The organism is Variovorax pasteuri (assembly GCF_051216435.1).
Classification (GTDB): domain Bacteria; phylum Pseudomonadota; class Gammaproteobacteria; order Burkholderiales; family Burkholderiaceae_C; genus Variovorax.
In genome coordinates this window covers 1,148,713-1,168,435 of sequence record NZ_JBPJZS010000002.1, presented here as the reverse complement: position 1 = coordinate 1,168,435, position 19,723 = coordinate 1,148,713, and the positions used below count along the sequence as shown (strand labels likewise).

Annotated in this window: 20 protein-coding genes; 6 read left to right on the top strand and 14 right to left on the bottom strand. The window is 68.5% G+C overall.

Features of this window, described 5'->3' with window-relative positions; genetic code table 11:
* Nucleotides 1-13 precede the first annotated feature (13 nt).
* From ACSFBM_RS12570 to ACSFBM_RS12560, 3 genes are read right to left on the bottom strand one after another with little or no spacing between them, the layout of a single operon-like run.
* Nucleotides 14-907: an NAD(P)-dependent oxidoreductase gene (locus tag ACSFBM_RS12570; RefSeq protein WP_435484636.1), complete on the bottom strand. Its 894-nt coding sequence runs from the start codon at nucleotides 905-907 to the stop codon at nucleotides 14-16.
* Nucleotides 904-1,470 carry a gluconokinase gene (locus ACSFBM_RS12565; protein WP_435484635.1) on the bottom strand — a complete coding sequence of 189 codons (567 nt, stop codon included), beginning with the start codon at nucleotides 1,468-1,470 and terminating at the stop codon, nucleotides 904-906. Before ACSFBM_RS12565 ends, ACSFBM_RS12570 begins: the two co-directional genes overlap by 4 nt.
* Nucleotides 1,471-1,474: 4 nt before the next feature.
* On the bottom strand, nucleotides 1,475-2,236 hold the full coding sequence (locus tag ACSFBM_RS12560; protein ID WP_435484634.1) for an SDR family oxidoreductase: 762 nt from the start codon (nucleotides 2,234-2,236) through the stop codon (nucleotides 1,475-1,477).
* A 163-nt stretch (nucleotides 2,237-2,399) separates the two neighbouring features.
* Between ACSFBM_RS12560 and ACSFBM_RS12555 the strand changes: the two genes are divergently transcribed.
* Entirely contained in the window at nucleotides 2,400-3,353 is a 954-nt protein-coding gene (locus tag ACSFBM_RS12555; protein WP_435484633.1) for a 2-hydroxyacid dehydrogenase, read from the top strand.
* A 28-nt stretch (nucleotides 3,354-3,381) separates the two neighbouring features.
* A complete protein-coding gene (locus ACSFBM_RS12550) occupies nucleotides 3,382-4,479 on the top strand; it encodes an L-idonate 5-dehydrogenase (protein ID WP_435484632.1) in 1,098 nt (365 codons plus the stop codon).
* A 6-nt stretch (nucleotides 4,480-4,485) separates the two neighbouring features.
* On the opposite strand, the gene ACSFBM_RS12545 is transcribed toward ACSFBM_RS12550, so the two are convergent.
* Complete coding sequence (locus ACSFBM_RS12545; protein ID WP_435484797.1) at nucleotides 4,486-5,496, bottom strand: LacI family DNA-binding transcriptional regulator; 1,011 nt, start codon at nucleotides 5,494-5,496, stop codon at nucleotides 4,486-4,488.
* A gap of 216 nt (nucleotides 5,497-5,712) precedes the next feature.
* Between ACSFBM_RS12545 and ACSFBM_RS12540 the strand changes: the two genes are divergently transcribed.
* From ACSFBM_RS12540 to ACSFBM_RS12530, 3 genes are read left to right on the top strand one after another with little or no spacing between them, the layout of a single operon-like run.
* Nucleotides 5,713-7,230: a sugar ABC transporter ATP-binding protein gene (locus ACSFBM_RS12540; protein ID WP_435484631.1), complete on the top strand. Its 1,518-nt coding sequence runs from the start codon at nucleotides 5,713-5,715 to the stop codon at nucleotides 7,228-7,230.
* Complete coding sequence (locus tag ACSFBM_RS12535; RefSeq protein ID WP_435484630.1) at nucleotides 7,227-8,333, top strand: ABC transporter permease; 1,107 nt, start codon at nucleotides 7,227-7,229, stop codon at nucleotides 8,331-8,333. The genes ACSFBM_RS12540 and ACSFBM_RS12535 overlap by 4 nt, the downstream gene beginning before the upstream one ends.
* Before the next feature lie 35 nt (nucleotides 8,334-8,368).
* The gene (locus ACSFBM_RS12530; protein ID WP_435484629.1) at nucleotides 8,369-9,481 is read left to right on the top strand and encodes an ABC transporter substrate-binding protein; all 1,113 of its coding nucleotides are present in this window, start codon (nucleotides 8,369-8,371) and stop codon (nucleotides 9,479-9,481) included.
* Nucleotides 9,482-9,503: 22 nt separating this feature from the next.
* Here ACSFBM_RS12530 and ACSFBM_RS12525 read toward each other — a convergent pair whose 3' ends face one another.
* The 3 genes from ACSFBM_RS12525 to ACSFBM_RS12515 all read right to left on the bottom strand — a co-directional run bounded on the left by ACSFBM_RS12525 (nucleotide 9,504) and on the right by ACSFBM_RS12515 (nucleotide 11,445).
* Nucleotides 9,504-10,415 carry an alkaline phosphatase D family protein gene (locus ACSFBM_RS12525; protein ID WP_435484628.1) on the bottom strand — a complete coding sequence of 304 codons (912 nt, stop codon included), beginning with the start codon at nucleotides 10,413-10,415 and terminating at the stop codon, nucleotides 9,504-9,506.
* Nucleotides 10,416-10,613: 198 nt separating this feature from the next.
* The gene (locus ACSFBM_RS12520) at nucleotides 10,614-11,015 is read right to left on the bottom strand and encodes a phage holin family protein (RefSeq protein WP_435484627.1); all 402 of its coding nucleotides are present in this window, start codon (nucleotides 11,013-11,015) and stop codon (nucleotides 10,614-10,616) included.
* Between the two features lie 37 nt (nucleotides 11,016-11,052).
* Nucleotides 11,053-11,445 carry a VOC family protein gene (locus ACSFBM_RS12515; protein ID WP_435484626.1) on the bottom strand — a complete coding sequence of 131 codons (393 nt, stop codon included), beginning with the start codon at nucleotides 11,443-11,445 and terminating at the stop codon, nucleotides 11,053-11,055.
* Nucleotides 11,446-11,608: 163 nt separating this feature from the next.
* On the opposite strand from ACSFBM_RS12515, the gene shkS reads away from it, so the two are divergent.
* A complete protein-coding gene (gene shkS / locus ACSFBM_RS12510; protein WP_435484625.1) occupies nucleotides 11,609-13,024 on the top strand; it encodes a surface-behavior sensor histidine kinase ShkS in 1,416 nt (471 codons plus the stop codon).
* A 150-nt stretch (nucleotides 13,025-13,174) separates the two neighbouring features.
* Here the strand turns inward: shkS and ACSFBM_RS12505 are convergent, their stop codons facing one another.
* From ACSFBM_RS12505 to ACSFBM_RS12475, 7 genes are all read right to left on the bottom strand, one after another.
* Nucleotides 13,175-13,774 carry a LuxR C-terminal-related transcriptional regulator gene (locus tag ACSFBM_RS12505; protein ID WP_435436228.1) on the bottom strand — a complete coding sequence of 200 codons (600 nt, stop codon included), beginning with the start codon at nucleotides 13,772-13,774 and terminating at the stop codon, nucleotides 13,175-13,177.
* Nucleotides 13,775-13,848: 74 nt separating this feature from the next.
* Nucleotides 13,849-15,183, bottom strand: coding sequence for a tryptophan--tRNA ligase (locus ACSFBM_RS12500; protein WP_435484624.1), 1,335 nt, complete (start codon nucleotides 15,181-15,183; stop codon nucleotides 13,849-13,851).
* A gap of 18 nt (nucleotides 15,184-15,201) precedes the next feature.
* The gene (locus ACSFBM_RS12495) at nucleotides 15,202-15,873 is read right to left on the bottom strand and encodes a site-2 protease family protein (RefSeq protein ID WP_435484623.1); all 672 of its coding nucleotides are present in this window, start codon (nucleotides 15,871-15,873) and stop codon (nucleotides 15,202-15,204) included.
* Between the two features lie 41 nt (nucleotides 15,874-15,914).
* Entirely contained in the window at nucleotides 15,915-16,550 is a 636-nt protein-coding gene (locus tag ACSFBM_RS12490; RefSeq protein ID WP_435484622.1) for an L-threonylcarbamoyladenylate synthase, read from the bottom strand.
* Nucleotides 16,551-16,680: 130 nt separating this feature from the next.
* Nucleotides 16,681-17,658, bottom strand: a complete 978-nt coding sequence (locus ACSFBM_RS12485; protein ID WP_435484621.1) for a DMT family transporter — start codon at nucleotides 17,656-17,658, stop codon at nucleotides 16,681-16,683.
* Nucleotides 17,655-18,512: a 3',5'-nucleoside bisphosphate phosphatase gene (locus ACSFBM_RS12480; protein WP_435436233.1), complete on the bottom strand. Its 858-nt coding sequence runs from the start codon at nucleotides 18,510-18,512 to the stop codon at nucleotides 17,655-17,657. Before ACSFBM_RS12480 ends, ACSFBM_RS12485 begins: the two co-directional genes overlap by 4 nt.
* A gap of 97 nt (nucleotides 18,513-18,609) precedes the next feature.
* Nucleotides 18,610-19,722, bottom strand: coding sequence for a transporter (locus ACSFBM_RS12475; protein ID WP_435484620.1), 1,113 nt, complete (start codon nucleotides 19,720-19,722; stop codon nucleotides 18,610-18,612).
* Nucleotide 19,723 lies beyond the last annotated feature (1 nt).

The window sequence follows — 19,723 nt, the reverse complement described above, 5'->3', positions numbered from 1 at the left end:
GGCCCGCCGGGCCTCAGCCGCGTTCGTAGCCGCTGAACTGCCGCATCATCGCGGCCGTGTCTTGCGCGCCGAGGCCGGCTGCGACAAAGCTGCGGTGCAGTTCCGCGACGGCGCCCGCCAGCGGCAACGGCAGGCGCTCGCCCTGCGAGAAGGCCTGCACCGCCTCCAGGTCCTTGAGCATGTTGTCGATGCGGCCGGTGGGCGTGAAATCGCGCGCGGCCATCTTCGGGCCGAACTCGCGCAGGATCTGGCTGTCCGCGCGACCGCCTGCCAAGGCTGCGGGCAGCTTCGACGCATCGACACCGCCGGCCTCCGCGAGCCGCACCGCCTCGGCCACCGCCTGGAAGCCGATGGCGCACAGCAGCTGGTTGACCAGCTTGGTGGTCTGGCCCGCGCCGCTGTCGCCCATGCGGGTGTAGTTGGCGCACAGGCTGTCCATGACGGCGCGTGCGCGGCGCACATCGTGTTCGCTGCCGCCGGCCATCACCGTGAGCTGACCGAGCAGCGCCTTGGGCGCGCCGCCCGACAGCGGCGTGTCGACGAAACCCATGCCCGTGCGCTCGCGCAGCGCTTCGGCCAGCCGGCGCGTGGAGGGCGGGTCGATCGACGACATGTCGATCAGCAGGCGCTGCGCATCGGCCGGCGCCGAGGCGATGCCGGCCTCGCCGAAGATCGCGCGCTCCACCGTGGCGGCCGCGTTGAGGCTGGTGATGACGAAGTCGGTGGCTGCCGCAGCCGCCTGCGCGCTGCCGGCGGCCTTGGCACCGAGCGCCTCGAGCGCGGCCACCTTCGCGGTGTCGGGGTCGAACACGCGGACCTCATGGCCGCATTCGAGCAGCCGGCGCGCAATGGCCGAGCCCATGATGCCGACGCCGATCACGGCCACGCGCTGGCGGGGGGCGGTCATGCGGAAACTTTCGTCACGGGGGCGCTTGCCCTGCGTTGAAGGAGCCGGGCGCCCACGTCCGCCACGATCAGCGAGACCGGCGTGTCGATGGCGGCACGCAGAACGTCGGTCTCGTCCGCGTCGGGCGGCTCCAGCGTCTGCAGCTGGCTCTCGAGCAACGCGGGCGGCATGTAGTGGCCGGCGCGCTGCGCCATGCGCTGGCGGATGAGTGCGCTCGGCCCGTCGAGGAACACGAACTGCAAATCGGGCGACGCGGCGCGCAGCCGGTCGCGGTAGGCGCGGCGCAGGGCCGAACAGGCCACCACCACGCCATGCGGCGCGGCGGTGCGGTCGGCCAGGCAGGCGCCGATGCCGTCGAGCCAGGGCCAACGGTCCGCGTCGGCCAGCGGCAGGCCGGCGCGCATGCGCGCCACGGCCTCGGGCACATGCAGGTCGTCGCCGTCGACCCAGGGCACGCCGAGCATCTGCGACAGCGCGGCGGCCACGCTGCTCTTGCCGGTGCCCGACACGCCCATGACCACCACGCTCAGGCGTCGTTGCGGCGGGGAGGCTGCAGCGCGCACGGTGTCAAAGGCTCGCGGTGATGCCGCCGTCCACGTACAGGATGTGGCCGTTGACGAAGCTGGACGCATCCGAGGCCAGGAAGATGGCCGCGCCGCCGAGCTCTTCCACATCGCCCCAGCGCCCGGCCGGCGTGCGGCCCGACAGCCAGCCCGTGAAGGCCTCGTCGGCCACCAGCGCCTGCGTGAGTTCGGTCTTGAAGTAGCCCGGCCCCAGGCCGTTCACCTGGATGCCGTACTTGCCCAGGTCGATCGCCATGCCCTTGGTGAGCATCTTCACCGCGCCCTTGGTGGCGGCGTAGGGCGCAATGCCCGGGCGGCCCAGCTCGCTCTGCACCGAGCACACATTGATGATCTTGCCGCGCTGGCGCTCGATCATGCGTTGCGCCACGAAGCGGCCCACCAGGAACACGCTGTCGATGTTGGTGGTGGTGATCTTGTGCCAGGCGTCGATCGGGAATTCGGCGAACGGCCCGCGATGCTGCATGCCGGCGTTGTTCACCAGGATGTCGATGGCGCCGATGCCGGTCTCGATGGCGGCCACGCCGGCTTCCACCGCGGCGGCGTCGGTCACGTCGAAGGCCACGGCCTCGGCCGCGATGCCCTTGGCGCGCAGGGCGTCGCGGGCAGCGGCGAGCGATGCGGCGTCGCGCGCGTTGAGCACCACGCGTGCGCCGGCGTTGCCGAGCGCCTCGGCCAGCGCAAAGCCGATGCCCTTGCTGGAGCCGGTGATGAGGGCGGTGCGCCCGGAAAGATCGAACAGTTTCAAGAAAAACTCCTGGGGCGATGACAGCGTGATGGCGGCTAAGTTACCGGTATCCTGGAGGGCCGTCAACCGGTGAAACCTGTGTTGCCAGTGCCATTGGCAACGGGTTAAAGTTACCGGTATCTTATTCGGTTCTTTCTTACCGTCATCCGCAGGAGACATCCGCTTGACCGCTACCGCCACCTCCCCGCACGTGCTGATGCCCGGCACCTACCCGGAATGGGACATGACGCCCATGCAGTCGGCCTACACGCTGCACCGCCTCTGGGAGGCGCCTGACCGGGCGGCCTTCATCGCCGAGCATGCCGCGAACATCCGTGCCATCGCCACGCGCGGCGAGCTGGGCGCCAATGCCGAGCTCATCGCGGCGCTGCCGAAGCTGGAGCTGATCGCCTGCTACGGCGTGGGCACCGACGGCATCGACCTGGCCGCCTGCCGCGCGCGCGGCATCCGCGTGAGCAACACACCCGACGTGCTCAACGGCGATGTGGCCGACCTGGCCGTGGGCCTCACGCTGGCGTTGCAGCGGCGCATTCCGGCGGGCGATGCCTTCGTGCGCAGCGGCGCCTGGGCCGACGGCGGCATGCCGCTGGCCACGCGCGTGTTCGGCCAGCGCGTCGGCATCGCCGGCTTCGGACGCATCGGCGGCACCATCGCGCGCAGGCTCTCGGGCTTCGACGTGGAGCTGGGCTACTTCAGCCGCACGGCCAAGGCCGACAGTCCGCACCGCCACTTCGCCAGCCTGGAGGCGATGGCCGACTGGTGCGACGTGCTCATCGTCATCCTGCCCGGCGGCGAGGCCACGCGCGGCATCGTCAGCGCGCAGGTGCTGAAGGCGCTAGGCCCCAAGGGCTGGCTGGTGAACGTGTCGCGCGGCACCACCGTCGACGAAGGCGCGCTGCTGCAGGCGCTCGAACAGAAAAGCATTGCCGGCGCCGCGCTCGACGTGTTCCTGAACGAGCCGCGCATCGACCCGCGCTTTGCCGCGCTCGACAACGTGGTGCTCACGCCGCACCACGGCAGCGGCACCGAGCAGACGCGCCGCGCCATGGGCGAGCTGGTGCGCCGCAACCTCGAGGCCCACTTCGCGGGCCGGCCCCTGATCACCCCCGTCGCCTGACCTGAACTGAACTGAAGAAAGAAACATCATGCGTTTGCGTTGCATGTGCCTCGTGATCCACGCGCCCGACGACCTGCGTCTGGACGAACAGGACGCCGGAGAAATCGGTCCCGGCCAGGTGCTGGTGAAGGTCGGCATGGGCGGCATCTGCGGCTCCGACCTGCACTACTTTCACAACGGCGGCTTCGGCACGGTGCGCATCAAGGAGCCGATGGTGCTGGGCCACGAGGTGGCCGGCACGGTGGTGGCGGTGGCCCCGGGCGTGCAGAACGTTCGCATCGGCGACAAGGTGGCCATCAACCCCAGCCGCCCGTGCGGCGCCTGCAAGTTCTGCCTGGAGGGCCTGCCCAACCAGTGCCTGGACATGCGCTTCTACGGCAGCGCCATGCGCACGCCGCACGTGCAGGGGGCGTTCCGCAACATGCTGCTGTGCGAGGCCACGCAGTGCGTGAAGGTGGCCGACCACGTGCCGCTGCGCCTGGCCGCGCTGGCCGAGCCGTTCTCGGTGGGCCTGCACGGCGTGTCGCGCGCCGGGCCGCTGCTGGGCAAGCGTGTGCTGGTGTCGGGCTGCGGCCCCATCGGCGTGCTGGCCATCGCGGCGGCGCGTGCGCACGGCGCCGCCGAGATCACCGCCACCGACGTGGTCGACGAGCCGCTGGCCATTGCGCGCGCCATGGGCGCCGACCAGGTCATCAACGTCGCGAAGGACAAGGAGTGGGTGTCGCGCTACTCGCCCGACAAGGGCACCTTCGACGTGATGCTCGAATGCTCGGGCAACGAGCGCGCGCTGCGCGACGGGCTGGAGGTGATGCGCCCGCGCGGCGTGGTCGTGCAGCTGGGCCTGGGCGGCGACGTGAGCATTCCGCAGAACATGGTGGTGGCCAAGGAGCTCAGCATCTGCGGCTCGTTCCGCTTCCATGCCGAATTCGCACTTGCAGTCAAGCTCATCAACGAAGGCCGGGTGGATCTGTCGCCGGTGGTGACGCACACCTTCCCGATGCTGCAGGCGCGTGCGGCTTTCGAGCTGGCGAGCGATCGGCAGAAGGCGATGAAGGTGCTGATCGATTTCGCGGACGTGGGCGCGAACGCGGGCGCCGACACGGCCGCGCAAACCGCGCCGGCCTGACGCCGCTCAGGAGCTCTCGCGCTGCTCGATGTGAAACGGGATCAACACCGTTTCCGCCGGCGGCCGATGCCCTTCGCGGGTGCCGTCCAGCACGCGCAGCAACAGCTCCCCCGCCGCCTTGCCGATGCCCACGCAATCCACCGCCACGGTGGTGATGCGCGGGTGGCAGGCACGCGCCACCTCGAAGTCGCCGAAGCCCGCGATCGCGATGCGGCCCGGCACGCTCCAGCCGCGGCGCTGGCATTCCATGAGCGCGCCGAAGGCCGAGAGGTCGGACACGCAGAGGACGGCGTCCACGTCGGGCCACTGCCGGATCAGCTGCGCCACCGCCTCGCCGCCTTGCGCCATCGAGATCGGCGGCTGGCCGAAGCTGATGACGCGGCCGTCGGGCAGGCCCAGTTCACGGATGGCCTGCGCATAGCCGCGCTGGCGGTCCGCGCCGCGCGTGTCGCGGTTCGACGTGCCGCCGATGTAGGCGATGCGCCGGTAGCCCTTGCCGTGCAGGTGCCGCACCATCGCCGCGGCCGCCTCGGCATTCGAGAAGCCGACCGTGTGCCCCACGGGCGTGGCGGGCAGGTCCCAGGTCTCGACCACGGGCACGCCCGCGGCCTGCAGCATGGCGCGCGCGGCGGGCGTGTGCGCGCCGCCGGTGAGGATCACGCCTTCGGGCCGGCGCGCGAGCATGGCGCGCAGCAGGCGCTCTTCGGTCTCCACGCGGTAGTCGGTGTAGCCCAGCAGCACCTGCAGGCCGCGTGCTTCCACCGCTGCGGTGATGCCCTGCGCGGTCTCGGAAAAGTTCGAGTTGTTGAGCGAGGGAATCAGCACCGCGATGAAGCCCGAACGCTTGCTGGAGAAGGTGCGCGCCGTCTGGTCGATGACGTAGCCCATCTCCTCGCAGGCCTGCAGGATGCGCTGGCGCAGCGCCTCGGAGGTCACGCGGTCGCTGCTCTCGCCGCGGTTGAGCGCGCGCGACACCGTCATCTTCGACACGCCGACGCGCGCGGCCACGTCGGCCATCGTCGCGGGGCGGGTGGGGGGGGCGGGGGCTTTGGTCGGGGGCAAGGTGGGCTGTCCTTGAATTCGCAATGAGGAGGTACCGATACCTTCTAAGGCGCGGCGTCCGGTGCAGCGAAGGATACCGCGCGCTGCGCCGTTCACAGAGTGAAATTGCCACTTCGATATCTACGGGAAAAGCCTAAGTTACCGGTATCTCTTGCGGTGCCAGACTGCGGCATGAGCCCTCCACCCCTGCTGCAGTTCCAGGCCGTCAGCAAGCGCTTCGGCGGCACGCAGGCGGTCGACGGCGTCACGCTCGACGTGCGCGCCGGGGAGATCCTGGCGCTGCTCGGCGAGAACGGCGCGGGCAAGTCGACGCTCATCAAGCTGCTTGCGGGCATCTACCCCGCGGACCAGGGCGAGATCGTGTTCGACGGCCAGCCGCAGGCCGTGTGGCGGCGCAGCGACCGGCGCGAGCAGCCCGTGGCCTTCATCCACCAGGACCTGGGCCTGGTCGAATGGATGACGGTGGCCGAGAACGTGTGCCTGGGCACCGGCTACCCGCGCCACTTCGGGCTGATCGACTGGCGCGCCGCCCACGACACGGCACGCCGCGTGATGGCGCGCGTGGGCTGCGACATCGACCCCGGCCGGCGCGTGTTCTCGCTCACCCGCGCCGAGAAATCGCTGCTGGCCATCGGCCGCGCGCTCGAGGTGAAGGCGCGGTTGCTGGTGCTCGACGAGCCCTCGGCCAGCCTGCCGATGAGCGACGTGGAGCGCATGTTCGGCGTGCTGCGCGAACTGCGGCGCCAGGGCATGGCCATGCTCTACGTGTCGCACCGGCTCGACGAGGTGATGGCCATCTCCGACCGCGCGGCTGTCATGCGCGACGGCAAGCTGGTGGCGGTGAAGGCCACGGCGCAAACCAGCGAAGGCGAGCTGGTCGGCCTGATCGTCGGCAAGGCGCTGTCGGCCTCGGTGGTCAAGGCGAAGGCGCCCGCGCGCAGCGAGCCCGTGCTGCAGCTCGACGGTGCCGCCAGCGGCAATGCGGGGCCGCTGAGCCTTGCGGTGCATCGCGGCGAGGTGCTGGGCCTGGTCGGCCTGCGCGGCGCGGGCCACGAGGCCATCAGCCGCGCGATCTTCGGGCGCGAGCCGCTGTCGGCCGGCCGCATGCAGCTGCTCGGCAAGCCCTGCGGCTTCACCTGCCCGGCCGATGCCATCCGCGCCGGCGTGGCCTACGTGGCCGGCGAGCGGCTCGAAGAAAACCTCTGCGGCGCGATGAGCGTGCTGGAGAACCTGTTTCCCAACGCCGCATTGCACGGCGATCGCGGCCTGGCCTTCGATCGGCCGCGCCGCGAGAACGACAGCGCGCTGGGCCTCATCCGGCGCTTCGGCATCAGCCCGCCCGCGCCGTCTGCCGAGGTGCAGCAGCTTTCGGGCGGCAACCAGCAGAAGGTGGTGCTGGCGCGCTGGTTCCACCTCGACAAGCCGCTGGTGGTGCTCGAGGAGCCGACCGCGGGCGTGGACGTGGGCGCCAAGCGGCAGATCTACGGCGTGCTGCGCGAGCGCGCGCAAGCCGGCACCGCACTGGTCGTCGTCTCCACCGACTTCGAGGAAATCGCGACCGTGTGCACCCGCGTGCTCGTGTTTCGCGACGGGCTGATCGCCGCGGAACTGACGGGCGAGGCGATCACGGTCGAAAGACTCCTGGCATTGGCAGCAGGCGCGGCAACGCGCGAGGAAGTTTTGACATGAGCAGTTCCATCAAGTCCACCGCGCTGGAGCCCGACAAGTCGCTCGACGGCGAGGCCGTGTCCGTCGCGCAGCGCATCGGCCGGGCGCTGCCGGTCTACGGGCTCGTGATGCTCACGGTGGCGCTGGCGCTGCTGTTCTCGGTGCTGTTGCCCGACACCTTTCCGACGCTGTTCAACCTGCGCGCCATATTGGCCGACAAGTCGGTCATCGCCTTGCTGGCGCTGGCCGCGACCATTCCGATGATCACCGGCAAGATCGACCTCACGGTGGGCTACGGCATCGTGCTGTGGCACATCCTGGCCATCAGCCTGCAGACGCAGCTGGGCCTGCCCTGGCCGGTGGCGGTGCTCGTCGTGCTGCTGTGCGCGGCGCTGTTCGGCGTGCTCAACGGGCTGCTGGTGGAACTCGCGCAGATCGACTCGTTCATCGCCACGCTGGGCACCGGCACCGTGATCTACGCGGTGGCCATGTGGCACAGCGGCGGGCGCCAGGTGGTGGGCGAGCTGCCCGACGGCTTCGTCGGCATCGCGGGCGGCAACCTGCTGGGGTTGCCGGTCGGCGCTTTCTATGTGCTCGCGGTGAGCGTCACGCTGTGGGTGGTCACCGAGTTCACGCCGCTGGGCCGCGCGCTGTACGTGATCGGCGCGAACCCGAAGGCGGCGCAGCTCAACGGCATTGCGGTGCGCAAGCATGTGATGGGCGCCTTCGTCGCGTCGGGCCTGCTGTCGGGCTTTGCGGGCGTGCTGCTGGCCTCGCGGCTGCAGATCGGGCAGGCCAGCGTGGGGCTCGAGTTCCTGCTGCCCGCGCTGGTCGGCGCGTTCCTGGGCTCCACCACCATCCGGCCGGGGCGCGTGAACGTGTGGGGCACGCTGGTGGGCGTGGCCATCCTGGCCATCGGCATCTCGGGCATCCAGCAGTTCGGCGGGGCCTTCTATGTGGAGCCGCTCTTCAACGGGCTGACGCTGCTGGTGTCCATCGGCATCGCGGGCTGGGCGCAGCAGCGGCGCAACCGGTCGATCAAGCGGCGCATCGCCGAGCGCCAGCTCGACCAGGCGGACCCCACGGCGCAAGTGCAACCTGTTTCCCCCGCGCCGTCGAAATGACGACGGCGATTCACCACAACGACTGGAGACAAGCAATGAAGAACAGTGTTCACGCACGCACGGCCGCCGCCGTGCTGGCCCTGTGCGCCGCCACGCTGGCGCCCAAGGCCATGGCCGACGACTTTCTGGACGCCGCGAAGAAGAAGGTCGAGGTCGCGACCATGACCAAGGAGAAGTGGGACGGCCCCACCACCGGCCCCAAGGCCGTGGCCGGCAAGACCATCGTCTTCGTGGCGGGCGACATGAAGAACGGCGGCATCGTGGGCGTGAGCAAGGGCGTGGAGGAGGCGGCGCGCGCCATCGGCTGGACGGTGCGCGTCATCGACGGGCAGGGCACGGTCAGCGGGCGCACCGCCGCGCTCAACCAGGCGCTGGCCGTGAAGCCGGCGGGCATCGTGGTCGGCGGCTTCGACACCACCGAGCAGAAGGCCGCGTTCTCGGGCGCGGCCACCTCGGGCATTCCGCTGGTCGGCTGGCACTCGGGCGAGCAGCCCGGCCCCAACGACAAGGCCGGCCTGTTCGCCAACGTGACCACCGTGACCGACGACGTGGCCGATGTCGCGGCCTCGTGGGTGGTGGCCGACTCGGGCGGCAAGGCGGGCGTGGTGATCTTCACCGACTCGCAGTACGCCATTGCCCTGTACAAGGCGCGCGCCATGGAGGCGGTCATCAAGAAGTGCGGCGGCTGCACGGTGCTGAGCTTCGAGGACAGCCCCATCTCCGAAAGCTCCACGCGCATGCCGCAGCTCACCACCTCGCTGCTGCAGCGCTTCGGCGACAAGTGGACGCACTCGCTGGCCATCAACGACCTGTACTTCGACTTCATGGGCCCCTCGCTCACGTCGGCGGGCAAGAAGGGCGACGGCGCGCCCAAGGCCGTGTCGGCCGGCGACGGCTCCGAGGCCGCCTATCAGCGCATCCGCACGCAGCGCTTCCAGGCCGGCACCGTGCCGGAGCCGCTGAACATGCAGGGCTGGCAGATCGTGGACGAGCTCAACCGCGCGTTCTCCAAGGAGAAGTGGTCGGGCTACGTGCCCAAGGTGCACCTGGTGACGGTGGGCAACGTCGGCAAGGACGGCGGGCCGAAGAACGTGTTCGACCCGGACAACGGGTATCGCAACCAGTACAGGACGGTGTGGGGCAAGTAGGGCGCGCAGGCCGCCTGCTTCGTTACTGCAGTTCCTCGTGCTCGAACGTGGCGTTGTCGATCACGTCGTGGTGTTCGAGCCCGTTCTTGTCGAACAGCCGGATGTCGGTGGCCGCCGGCGTGTAGTCGAGGATGCCGAAGTTCTCGCGCGTGCCGACGAGCTTGTACTTGGTGACGCATGCGCCCGAAGAGATGACCTCGAACATCTTCGTGGCGCCCGCCGGCGGCAGGAAGGCGTTCTCGTGGATGTCGCCCGACAGGAAGATGATCTTGCGCCCCTGGATGAGCTGGCGAAACCTGGCGTACTCGTCGCGATAGCGCATCCAGCCGTTGCCGGTGGCGCGAATCGGCATGCCGGCGCAGATGAGGATGAAGCCGTTTTCCGCCTGCAGTTCCTGCGCGAGGAACGCAAACTGCGCTTCGCCCAGCAGCGTGTTCTGGTCGCCCGGCTCCTCGCTGTACCAGCGCGTGTCGAGAAAGATGGCCCTGCCGATCCGCTGGCCCTCATGGCTCAGCGGCACCGAGTAGTACAGGCCGGCGACCGGCGGGTCGATGTGCATGAACTGCGCGAACAGCGCGCGTGAAATGTCTTTCTTGGTGGCGCTGACTTGCGTGCCGCTCGCGTTGTTCCAGGCAAAGTCATGGTCGTCCCAGGTGCCGTACACGCCGCCTTGCGGGCCTTGTTTCGCGCGCATGCTGGCGAACAGCTCCTTGAAGCCCGGCGTGTTCCATTGCGCGGTGTACTTCTCGGCCATGACCTGCCCGAAGTAGGCGTCGGCCCACTGTCTGGGCTCCCCCAGGTGGGGAAAGAAGTCCATGTAGATCTGGTCGCCGAGCAGGAAGAGGTAGTCGGGCTGGTGCGCCGCGATGCGTTCCCAGACCGCTTGCGCATGGCCGGGTTGGAGGTTCATGCACGAGGCGAAGGCGATTTTCATGGGGCTCCTCTTTCTGCGCTCCGGCCTGCGGGCCGGGGTGAGGCGCATCTTAGGGAGCGGCCGGGCGCTGTCTCTCCGCAGAACATGGGATGGCGGGGGACGGGCTCGTACGGCAACAGGCTGGGTTCAGGGCATGCCCATGCCCTGAAAAAAAAGCCCCCGAAGAACAGGAGCCCCGCAGAACAAGCGCTCAGTGAATCAGAGCCAGTTCCCGCTCTGCGGCATCTGCACCTTCTCCGCCGGATCGTTGCTCGTCACGAACGAACCGATGACGATGCTCAGCAGCGAGATGAAGATGCTCGCGAACAGCGCCGTCCAGAAGCCCGACACCCGGAACCCCTTCACCAGCGCCGCCACCAGCAGGATCATCAGCGCGTTGATCACCAGCAGGAACAGCCCGAAGGTCACCAGCGTCAGCGGCAGCGTGAGCACGATCAGCAGCGGCTTCACCACGGCGTTGGCCAGGCCCAGCAGCAGCGCGGACACCACCAGCGCACCGGTGCTGTCGAACTTCAGTCCGCGAAAGAGATGGCTCGCCACCCAGAGCGAGGCGGCCGTGATGGCCCAGTGAATGAGGAAGGGGGTCAGGTTGTTCAGCATGTCGGGGAGGGGCAGGTGTGACGGGGAGGGACCGGGATCAGCCGGGAGCGTGGCAGCACACGCAGAGCTTGTTCCCGTCCGGATCGCGAAAGTACGCGCCATGGTAGTCCGGGTGGTAGTGCTGCCTGAGCCCCGGCGGGCCTTCGCACACGCCGCCGTGTGCCAGCGCCGTGGCATGGGCGCGATCGACCGTGGCGCGGTCGGCGGCCAGCAGCGCCACCATCTGGCCGTTGCCGGGCGACGCGGCCTGGCCGTCGTACGGGGCGCCGACCAGGAACAGCGGGCGGGGCGCGTCGGCGCCCTGCCAGCCGGCCCAGGGCCTGGTGTCGTCGCGAAAGCGCAATGTCAGCCCCAGCACGGCCATGAGCGGCGAATAGAAGGCGAAGGCACGTTCGAAATCGTTCACGCCGAGGTAGACATGGGACAGCATCAGTGGAATTCCTCGCAGGACGGCCCAGCATTATCGCGGGTGGTGTTTGATTGTTACCCGGTGAAACAATGGCGTACAGCCCGTTAAGATCGCCGCTTTCGCGCCCATGGTCGACAGACACGGGGTTTTCTTTGTCGCCTGATCAACAAGGATCTTGCGCCCCATGGCCAATGCGTCGATCGCCAGCTTGACTCCCGCCCCGGCTTCGGCTGACGAGGCCGAATCGTGGGTCCGCGGCGAGCTCATCCGCAGCCTGATGCGCTCCGCGAAGGGGTCGTACCTCGTGTCGGCGATGCTGATGCCGGCGATGGTGGGCCTGAACTGGGGCTATGCCGCCAGGTGGGAGCTGTACACCTGGCTCGTGGCCGGCATCCTCGCCACCGCCTGCCGCGCCTGGGGGGCGCGCGTCTACGCGGTGCGCTACGCCGGGCGCAGCGCCTTGGCGCAGCAGCAGTTCACCGAGCGCTACGGCTTCGTCTGGAGCACCAGCGCGGTGGTCTGGGGCTTCTCTGTGCTGCTGTTCTTCGAGCGCTCGCCGCAGGTCAACCAGTTCATGAGCTGGCTCATCGTGGCCGGCGTGGGCACCTTTCCGCTCAACGGGCTGGCGCTGCACCCGCCGCTGCTCAAGCGCTACGTCAACACCCTGTTCATCACGATGCTCGGCGCGGTGGTGCTTCGCATGATCAGCCTGCAGATGCAGCACCCGCAGTTCCAGTACGGCTACCTGATGCCGGTGCTGCCCGTGCTGCACTGGTTCCTGCTGCTGCGTGCCGGCCGGCACATCCACGAGACGGCGCGCAACAGCCTGGAGCTGCTGTTTCACAACCACATCCTGATCAAGTCGCTGACGCAGCAGCGGCAGGCGGCGGTGTCGGCCGTGGCCATGAAGAACCGCTTTCTGGCCAGCGCCGCGCACGACATGCGCCAACCGGTGCTGGCGCTGTCGCTGTACGCCGACTGGCTGCGCAACGAGCCGGAGCTGGTGCTGGAACTCGCGCCGAAGATCGTGCGCGCCACGCACGCGGTGAATGCGCTGTTCGACTCGATGTTCGACCTGGCGCGCATCGACTCGGGCCAGGTGCGCCTGCACGTGGAGCGGGTCGACGTGCCCGAGTTGCTGCACGACCTGGAGCTGCAGTACCGCCCGGTGGCCGAAAGCCGCGGCCTCGACTTCCGCGTGCACGTGTGCGAGGGCTCGTTCCTGACCGACCCGATCCGCGTGCGCCGCATGATCGGCAACCTGCTGGCCAATGCCATCAAATACACGAGTGAAGGCGGCGTGCTGCTGGCCGCGCGCCATACCCGCGACGGCCTGCGCGTGGAGGTGTGGGACACCGGCATCGGCATTGCGCCCGAGCACCTGCGCGACGTGTTCCTGGAGTTCTACAAGGTGGCCGACCATGCCGGCACCTCCGACGGCTTCGGCCTCGGCCTGGCCATCGTGGCGCGGCTGTCGCACGTGCTGGGGCACCCTGTGAGCGTGCGTTCGCGCGTGGGCAGCGGCAGCGTGTTCCGCGTGGCGCTGCACGATGCCGACGAGGCGGTGGCGCAGGCGCGGGTGACGGCGTCGGGCGGCTAGCCAGGACCGGAGCGCGCATAAAAAAACCGCGCCGTTGCGCGCGTTTTTTTCTTTCCCAATACCGGGGAGCCGGTTTCGCCGAGGCTCAGGTGGTGCCCCTGCAAGGGGGGCTGGGAGAAGCGATGCGACGCAGCGCGCGAAGCCTGAAGGTCAGGAAAGCAGCCCGTTCGTGCGCGCGTAATGCAAGGCCTGCGTGCGGCTCTTCACGCCCAGGCGGCGGAACAGGCGCCACAGGTGCACCTTCACCGTGTGTTCGCTGATCTCCAGGTCGGTGGCGATGTCGCGGTTGCTCATGCCCTTGTCGAGCATGGCGATCAACTGCGTCTGGCGCTTCGACAGCTTGCCGCTGTTGGCGGCCGGTATGTCGGTTTCCTCTTCTTCCGAACCTGCCATCAGCAGGCCGCGAAGGGCGGCCGCCAGCTCGTTGGAGCTGGCCGACTTCTCGATGTAGGTGTCCGCGCCGGCCTCGATGCAGGCGTCTTCCATGTCGGCAGCCGGTGCGGCCGAGTACACGGCGATCGGCACGTTCGGATAGACCTGCTTGACCGCAATCACGCCCGATACGCCGTTGGTGTCCGGCAGCTTCAGGTCCAGGCAGAAGAGCGTGGGCGCGCCACGCTGCTGCACCGAGCTTGCGAGCTTGTCGAGGCGCTCGAGTTCGACGATGTTCTCGGCCGGACGCAGGCGCCGCAGGACCATCACGATCGCGTCGCGCATCAGGGGGTGGTCGTCGATGACATAAATGCTCATGTTTTCTTCCTTTGTGATCGCACCGTCTTCTCTTTTTCTGCTCACCGGCGGGCAAGCCGATGGGCTTGGCCGGGTCAACTCCCTTGGTGGGTGGGCGTTGCCTCCACCAGTGCCTCCAGCGCCTCGGTGATGGCGCGTGTTCCTTCGGTCGTGTCGATGGGTTCCAGCTGGTCGGCCAGCGCGGCCAATGCCTCGCCGCGCTGCGCCTGCAAGACCGCGATGGTACGGCCCGCTTCCTGCGGCGATGCGAACCCGCGGCTTTGCAGCAGGGTCTCGCCGCGCGCGTCCAGCAGCTTGAAATAGAAGAGGCCGTCGGCCTTCTCGCGGTACTGCTTGAAGCTGGGCTTTGCAACCTTGGCCGCCTTGGCGCCGGCCTTGTCCTTGCCCGCCGCGAGGTTGCGCAGGCCCACGGCATGGCGCAGGCTCGTCATGAACGGCTTCGACAGCGCGCGGGCCTTCTCGGCACCGATGAGCAGGATGCGCTCGATCTCGGCCGGGTCGTTCATCAGCGCGTCGTAGCGCGCGCGCAGCGGCGCCACTTCGCGGTCGATGCGCTCGAACAGCGTGTGCTTGGCGTCGCCCCAGCCGATGCCCTCGGCGTACGCCTTGCGCAACGCCTCGGTTTCTTCGGCGCTGGCAAAGGCCTGGTAGATCTGGAACAGGGCCGAGCCTTCGGTGTCCTTGGGCTCGCCGGGCGCGCGCGAGTCGGTCACGATGCTGGCGATTTGCTTTTGCAGCTGCGAGCGCGGCGCGAACAGCGGGATCGTGTTGCCGTAGCTCTTGCTCATCTTGCGGCCATCCAGGCCGGGCAGGGTGGCGACGGCGTCGTCGATCTCGGCATCGGGCAGCGTGAAGTGCTCGCCGTACTGGTGGTTGAAGCGCTGCGCCATGTCGCGCGCCATCTCGATGTGCTGCACCTGGTCGCGTCCCACGGGCACCTTGTGGGCGTTGAACATCAAGATGTCGGCGCCCATCAGCACCGGGTACATGAACAGGCCGGCCGACACGTCTGCGTCGGGGTCCTCGCCCTTGGCCACGTTCTTGTCGAGCTGCGCCTTGTAGGCATGCGCACGGTTGAGCACGCCCTTGCCGGTGACGCAGGTGAGGAACCAGGTCAGCTCGGGGATCTCGGGAACGTCCGACTGGCGGTAGAAGGTGACGCGCTCGGGGTCGAGCCCGCAGGCCAGCCAGCTGGCCGCGATTTCGAGGGTGGAACGCTGGATCAGCGCCGGCTCCTGTACCTTGATGAGCGCGTGGTAGTCGGCCAGGAAGAAGAAGCTCTGCACGCCGGGCGCAACGCTTTGCCGCACCGAATGGCGGATCGAGCCGACGTAGTTGCCGAGGTGCGGCGTGCCCGACGGGGTGATGCCGGTCAGGACGCGCAGAGGAGCTTGGGGAGACGTAGCCATGGAGCGAAAAAGAAGAACCTAGAGCAGCAATGCCTTGAGCGGGGTGATGAGCAGGTTGATGACGTAGTAGCCCACGTCCATCAGCGGGCGCAGCCAGTAGTTGCTGACCACGCCGGCGATGACGAGGCCCATCACGATGAAGAAGCCGTAGGGCTCGATGCGTGCCAGGAACTGCTGCGCCGGGCCGTTGGGCAGCAGGCCCGCCAGCACGCGGCCGCCGTCGAGCGGAGGCAGCGGGAACAGGTTGAAGGCCCACATCACCAGGTTGACCAAAATGCCGCCCTGCGCCATCTTGATGAAAAAGGTTTCATCGACGCCGGCCGCCACCATGGCGATCAGCGCCACTGCCCACAGGATGGCCTGGATGAAATTGGACACCGGCCCGGCCAGCGCCACCCAGATCATGTCGCGCTTCGGATGGCGCAGCCGCCCGAAGTTGACGGGCACCGGCTTGGCATAGCCGAAAAGGAAGGCACCCGAGGTTGCGAAGTACAGCATCAGCGGCATCAGGATGGTGCCGATGGGGTCGATGTGCTTGAGCGGGTTGAGGGTGACGCGTCCCATGACCTCGGCCGTGTTGTCGCCGAAATGGCGCGCCACATAGCCGTGAGCCGCCTCGTGCACGGTGATCGCGAAGATCACCGGCAGTGCGTAGATCAGTACGGTCTGTATCAGATTGGAAATATCCACGGGGCGATTGTGTCAGACGGGAGTGCTTCTCAGCCCCGATTTCAGAGGCCGAGCACGGCCAATGCACCGCGCCCCTGGCGCACCACGACCGGCTCGTCGCCCGTGCCCATGGGCGTGAGGTCGACCACGGTCGTGGGCTGCGACGGGCAGGCGCCGGCATCGATGACGCCGCCGACCTGCTTTTCGAAGCGCTCGCGAATCTCGGCGGCGTCGTTCATTGCCTCGGTCTCGCCGGGCGCGATCAGCGTGGTGGCCAGCAGCGGCGCGCCGTGCAGCGCCAGCAGCTCCAGCAGCACCGTGTGGTCGGGCACGCGCAGGCCGATGGTCTTGCGCTGCGGATGGCTCACGCGGCGCGGCACTTCCTTGGTGGCTTCGAGCAGGAAGGTGTAGGGGCCGGGCGTGGCGGCCTTCAGCAGGCGGTACTGCTTGTTGTCGACGCGCGCGTAGTTCGCCAGTTCGCTCAGGTCGCGGCACAGCAGCGTGAGGTGGTGCTTGTCGTCGACCTGGCGGATGCGGCGCAGCTTGTCGACCGCGTCCTTGTCGTCGAGGTGGCAGGCCAGCGCGTAGCTGGAGTCGGTGGGCACGGCCACGATCTCGCCGCGCGCGAGCAGCGCCACGGCCTGCTTGAGCAGTCGCTGTTGGGGGTTTTCGGGGTGGACTTCGAAGTACTGGGCCATGATTACCTGGAGGAATGGTTGAACATACTTGACCTCGATACGACCGGGAACCGAGCGCCGCCGGGCCGCCCCAAGGCGCGACCGGCCCCCTTGGGGGGCAGCGAGGACACGAAGTGCCGAGCGTGGAGGCTCATGACTCCGCAGGTTCTATGGGCACGCGGCGCTCGCGCACCGTGAGCCAGGCGCCGGCGGCGCCGCAGACCGCGATCATCGCCATGCCGATGAGCGAGAAGCGGTCGGGCACATGCGAGAAGATGAGCCAGCCGCCCAGCATCGCGAACGCGATCTGCGCATAAAGATAAGGGGTGAGCGTGGACGCCGGCGCGCGCTGGTAGGCCAGGATCAGCATGAAGTGTCCCACCGTGCCCATGAAACCCATGAGACACAGCAGCGCCCACCATTCCCACGAGGGCAGCGCCGTCCACGCGAAGGGCACCGCCACCGAGGCGATCAGCGTGCCGACCCAGCCGGTGTAGAAGTGCATGGTCAGCGGGTTCTCGGTCTGCGCGAGCTTGCTGGTGAGCACCTGGAACCAGGCGTTGGTCAGCACCAGCCCCAGCGGCAGCAAGACGGCCCAGCTGAAGGCGCTGCCGCCCGGACGAAGAATCACGAGCGTGCCCGCGAAGCCGCCCGCCACCAGCGACCAGCGCAGCGGCGACACATGTTCCTTGAGCGTCGTGGCCGCCAGCAGCGTGATCACCAGCGGTGCGATCAGCACGATCGACGTGAACTCGGCCAGCGGCATGTAGCGCAGGCTGAAGAAGGCGAACACGCTCGACGCCAGCAGCAGCGCCCCGCGCAGCACCTGGTAGCGCGGATGGCGCGTGCGCAGCAGCGCGGTGCCGTGCAGCGGCAGCAGCACCAGCGTGGTCGCCACCGCCTGGAAGGCGTAGCGGAACCACACGCCCATGAGGATCGGCACGCCGAGGGTGGAAAACTTGGTGGCGGTGTCGAGCGTGGCAAAGCAGGCCACCGCCAGGATCACCAGGCCGATGCCCGCGAGGATGCGTTCGGACTCCCGGCTGCGGCTTTCCTGCTCGGCGGCGCGTGCATTGGCCAGCGCAACGGTTGCCGCACTGTCGCTGCCGGGCCGCGCGCTCTGGCTCACTGCTGGATGCGGTCGCCGAGCAGTTCCCACACAGGAGTGAGTGCACCGGGCAGCGGCGGCAGCTTGCCCAGGTCGCAGTGGCTTTCGTCGGGGCTGTGGAAATCGCTGCCGCGCGAGGCGGCGAAACCGAACTCGAGCGCCTTGTCGGCGTACTCGACAAATTCAGCCGGCGTGTGGCTGCCGGTGACCACCTCGATCGCCTTGCCGCCATGTGCCTGGAATTCGAGGAACAGCGCGTATTCCTCGTTGGCCGTGAACTTGTAGCGGCCCGGGTGCGCAATGACGGCCATGCCCTTGGCGGCGGTGATCCAGTGCACTGCGTCCTTCAGCGAGGCCCAGCGGTGCGGCACGTAGCCGGGCTTGCCTTCGGTGAGGTATTTGCGAAACACCTCGGGGGTGTCGCGGCAGTGGCCTTGTTCGACCAGAAAGCGCGCGAAGTGCGTGCGCGAGATGAGCTCGGGGTTGCCCACGAACCGCAGCGCGCCTTCGTAGGCGCCGTGGATGCCGACCTTGGCCAGCCCCTCCGACATTTCTTGCGCGCGCTTGCCGCGGCCGCCGCGCGTGTCGTACAGGCCCTGCGACATGGAAGCGTCGTCGGGGTCGAAGCCCAGGCCGACGATGTGCACCGTTTCGTTCGCGAAGGTCACCGAGATCTCGGTGCCCGTGAGGTAGCGCATGCCGTTCGCGCGGGCCGCCGCGGCGGCGCGGTGCTGGCCGCCCACCTCGTCGTGGTCGGTGAGGGCCCAGAGCTCGACCCCGTTGGCAGCTGCGCGCGCCGCCAGTTCCTCGGGCGTCAATGTGCCGTCGGAGACCACGGAGTGGCAGTGAAGATCGGCGTTGAGTATGGAGGACACCCACGCATTCTATGGGGTCTGGAACATTGGTGCGGGCGCATGGATGCTGCGCCATGTGCTACTAAATAAATAGCATTACCGCACCGCTGCATGCGGCTCAGCGCTTCTTGCGAAAAGCCGCCCATGCGGCCACCGCGGTGAAGGTGGCCACGATGGCGACCACGATCCAGAAGCCGTGCTTGTGATCGGCCAGCGGAATGCCGCCCACGTTCATGCCGAACAGGCCGGCCAGGATGTTGATCGGCAGCGCCAGCACCGTGACCACCGTCAGCACGAACAGGCTGCGGTTGTTGTCCTCGTTCACGTTGGCTGCAATCTCTTCCTGCAGCAGCTTGATGCGCTCCTGCAGCGCCTGCATGTCGCGCAGCACCACCGAGAACTCTTCGGTCGAGCCGCGCAGTTCCTGCGCGTCGGCCTCGGACATCCAGGCCGGCGGGCCCTGCAGCAGGCGGAAGAGGGCTGCCGGCTCGGGCGCCAGCAGGCGCTGCAGCCGCACCAGCAGGCGCCGCAGCACGCCCAGCCGCGCACGCTTGTGGTCCAGCCGGCCGGCGAGCAACTCGTCTTCGATGCGGTCGATGCGCGAGGTGACGCCGCGCACGATCTTCACCAGCACGTCGGCCTGTGCGCGCAGCAGGTGTTCGAGCAACTCGGTGCTCGAGCGCGGCGCGTCGCCCGCCTTCACCGCCGTGCGCAGCGCATCGACCGAGCGCAGCGGCTTGGTGCGCGCCGTGACCACCAGGCGCGGGCCCACGCTGATCCACAGGGTGGAGATGTCCGAGGGCTCGAAGCTGAACTCGAAGTGCACGTCGTTGATGACGGCGATCAGCGAGTCGTCCGCGCGCTCGATGCGCGTGGAGGGCAGGCCCTCGTGCAGCGTCTCGTAGAAGGTGTCCGACAGGTTCGCGTGCCGCAGCAGCCAGCGCTCCGCATGCGCATGGCTGAGGTTGAAGTGCAGCCAGAGGAATGACGACCCCCACGCTCGGCACTCCGTGTCCTCGCTGCCCCCCGAGGGGGCGCTCGCTTGCTTGGGGCGGCCCGGCGCTGCGCTCGGGCCGGCTTGTGTCGCCTGTGCCTCCAGCCACGCCGCGGCCTGCGCCGAGTCGATGGCACGCGCAGGCTCCGGCGCCGAGGCGTCGAACAGGTAGCCGGAAATCAGTCCGGCTTCGTCGCCGCCATAGGACTGGGCGGCGAGGTCATGAAATGCCGACAAG

Excerpts from the sequence above, each read along its gene's own strand:
- ACSFBM_RS12570 (WP_435484636.1), bottom strand. The coding sequence starts at position 907 with ATGACCGCCCCCCGCCAGCGCGTGGCCGTGATCGGCGTCGGCATCATG.
- ACSFBM_RS12550 (WP_435484632.1), top strand. The coding sequence starts at position 3,382 with ATGCGTTTGCGTTGCATGTGCCTCGTGATCCACGCGCCCGACGACCTG.
- ACSFBM_RS12545 (WP_435484797.1), bottom strand. The coding sequence starts at position 5,496 with ATGGCCGACGTGGCCGCGCGCGTCGGCGTGTCGAAGATGACGGTGTCG.
- ACSFBM_RS12540 (WP_435484631.1), top strand. The coding sequence starts at position 5,713 with ATGAGCCCTCCACCCCTGCTGCAGTTCCAGGCCGTCAGCAAGCGCTTC.
- ACSFBM_RS12535 (WP_435484630.1), top strand. The coding sequence starts at position 7,227 with ATGAGCAGTTCCATCAAGTCCACCGCGCTGGAGCCCGACAAGTCGCTC.
- ACSFBM_RS12530 (WP_435484629.1), top strand. The coding sequence starts at position 8,369 with ATGAAGAACAGTGTTCACGCACGCACGGCCGCCGCCGTGCTGGCCCTG.
- ACSFBM_RS12525 (WP_435484628.1), bottom strand. The coding sequence starts at position 10,415 with ATGAAAATCGCCTTCGCCTCGTGCATGAACCTCCAACCCGGCCATGCG.
- ACSFBM_RS12520 (WP_435484627.1), bottom strand. The coding sequence starts at position 11,015 with ATGCTGAACAACCTGACCCCCTTCCTCATTCACTGGGCCATCACGGCC.
- ACSFBM_RS12515 (WP_435484626.1), bottom strand. The coding sequence starts at position 11,445 with ATGCTGTCCCATGTCTACCTCGGCGTGAACGATTTCGAACGTGCCTTC.
- shkS (WP_435484625.1), top strand. The coding sequence starts at position 11,609 with ATGGCCAATGCGTCGATCGCCAGCTTGACTCCCGCCCCGGCTTCGGCT.
- ACSFBM_RS12505 (WP_435436228.1), bottom strand. The coding sequence starts at position 13,774 with ATGAGCATTTATGTCATCGACGACCACCCCCTGATGCGCGACGCGATC.
- ACSFBM_RS12500 (WP_435484624.1), bottom strand. The coding sequence starts at position 15,183 with ATGGCTACGTCTCCCCAAGCTCCTCTGCGCGTCCTGACCGGCATCACC.
- ACSFBM_RS12490 (WP_435484622.1), bottom strand. The coding sequence starts at position 16,550 with ATGGCCCAGTACTTCGAAGTCCACCCCGAAAACCCCCAACAGCGACTG.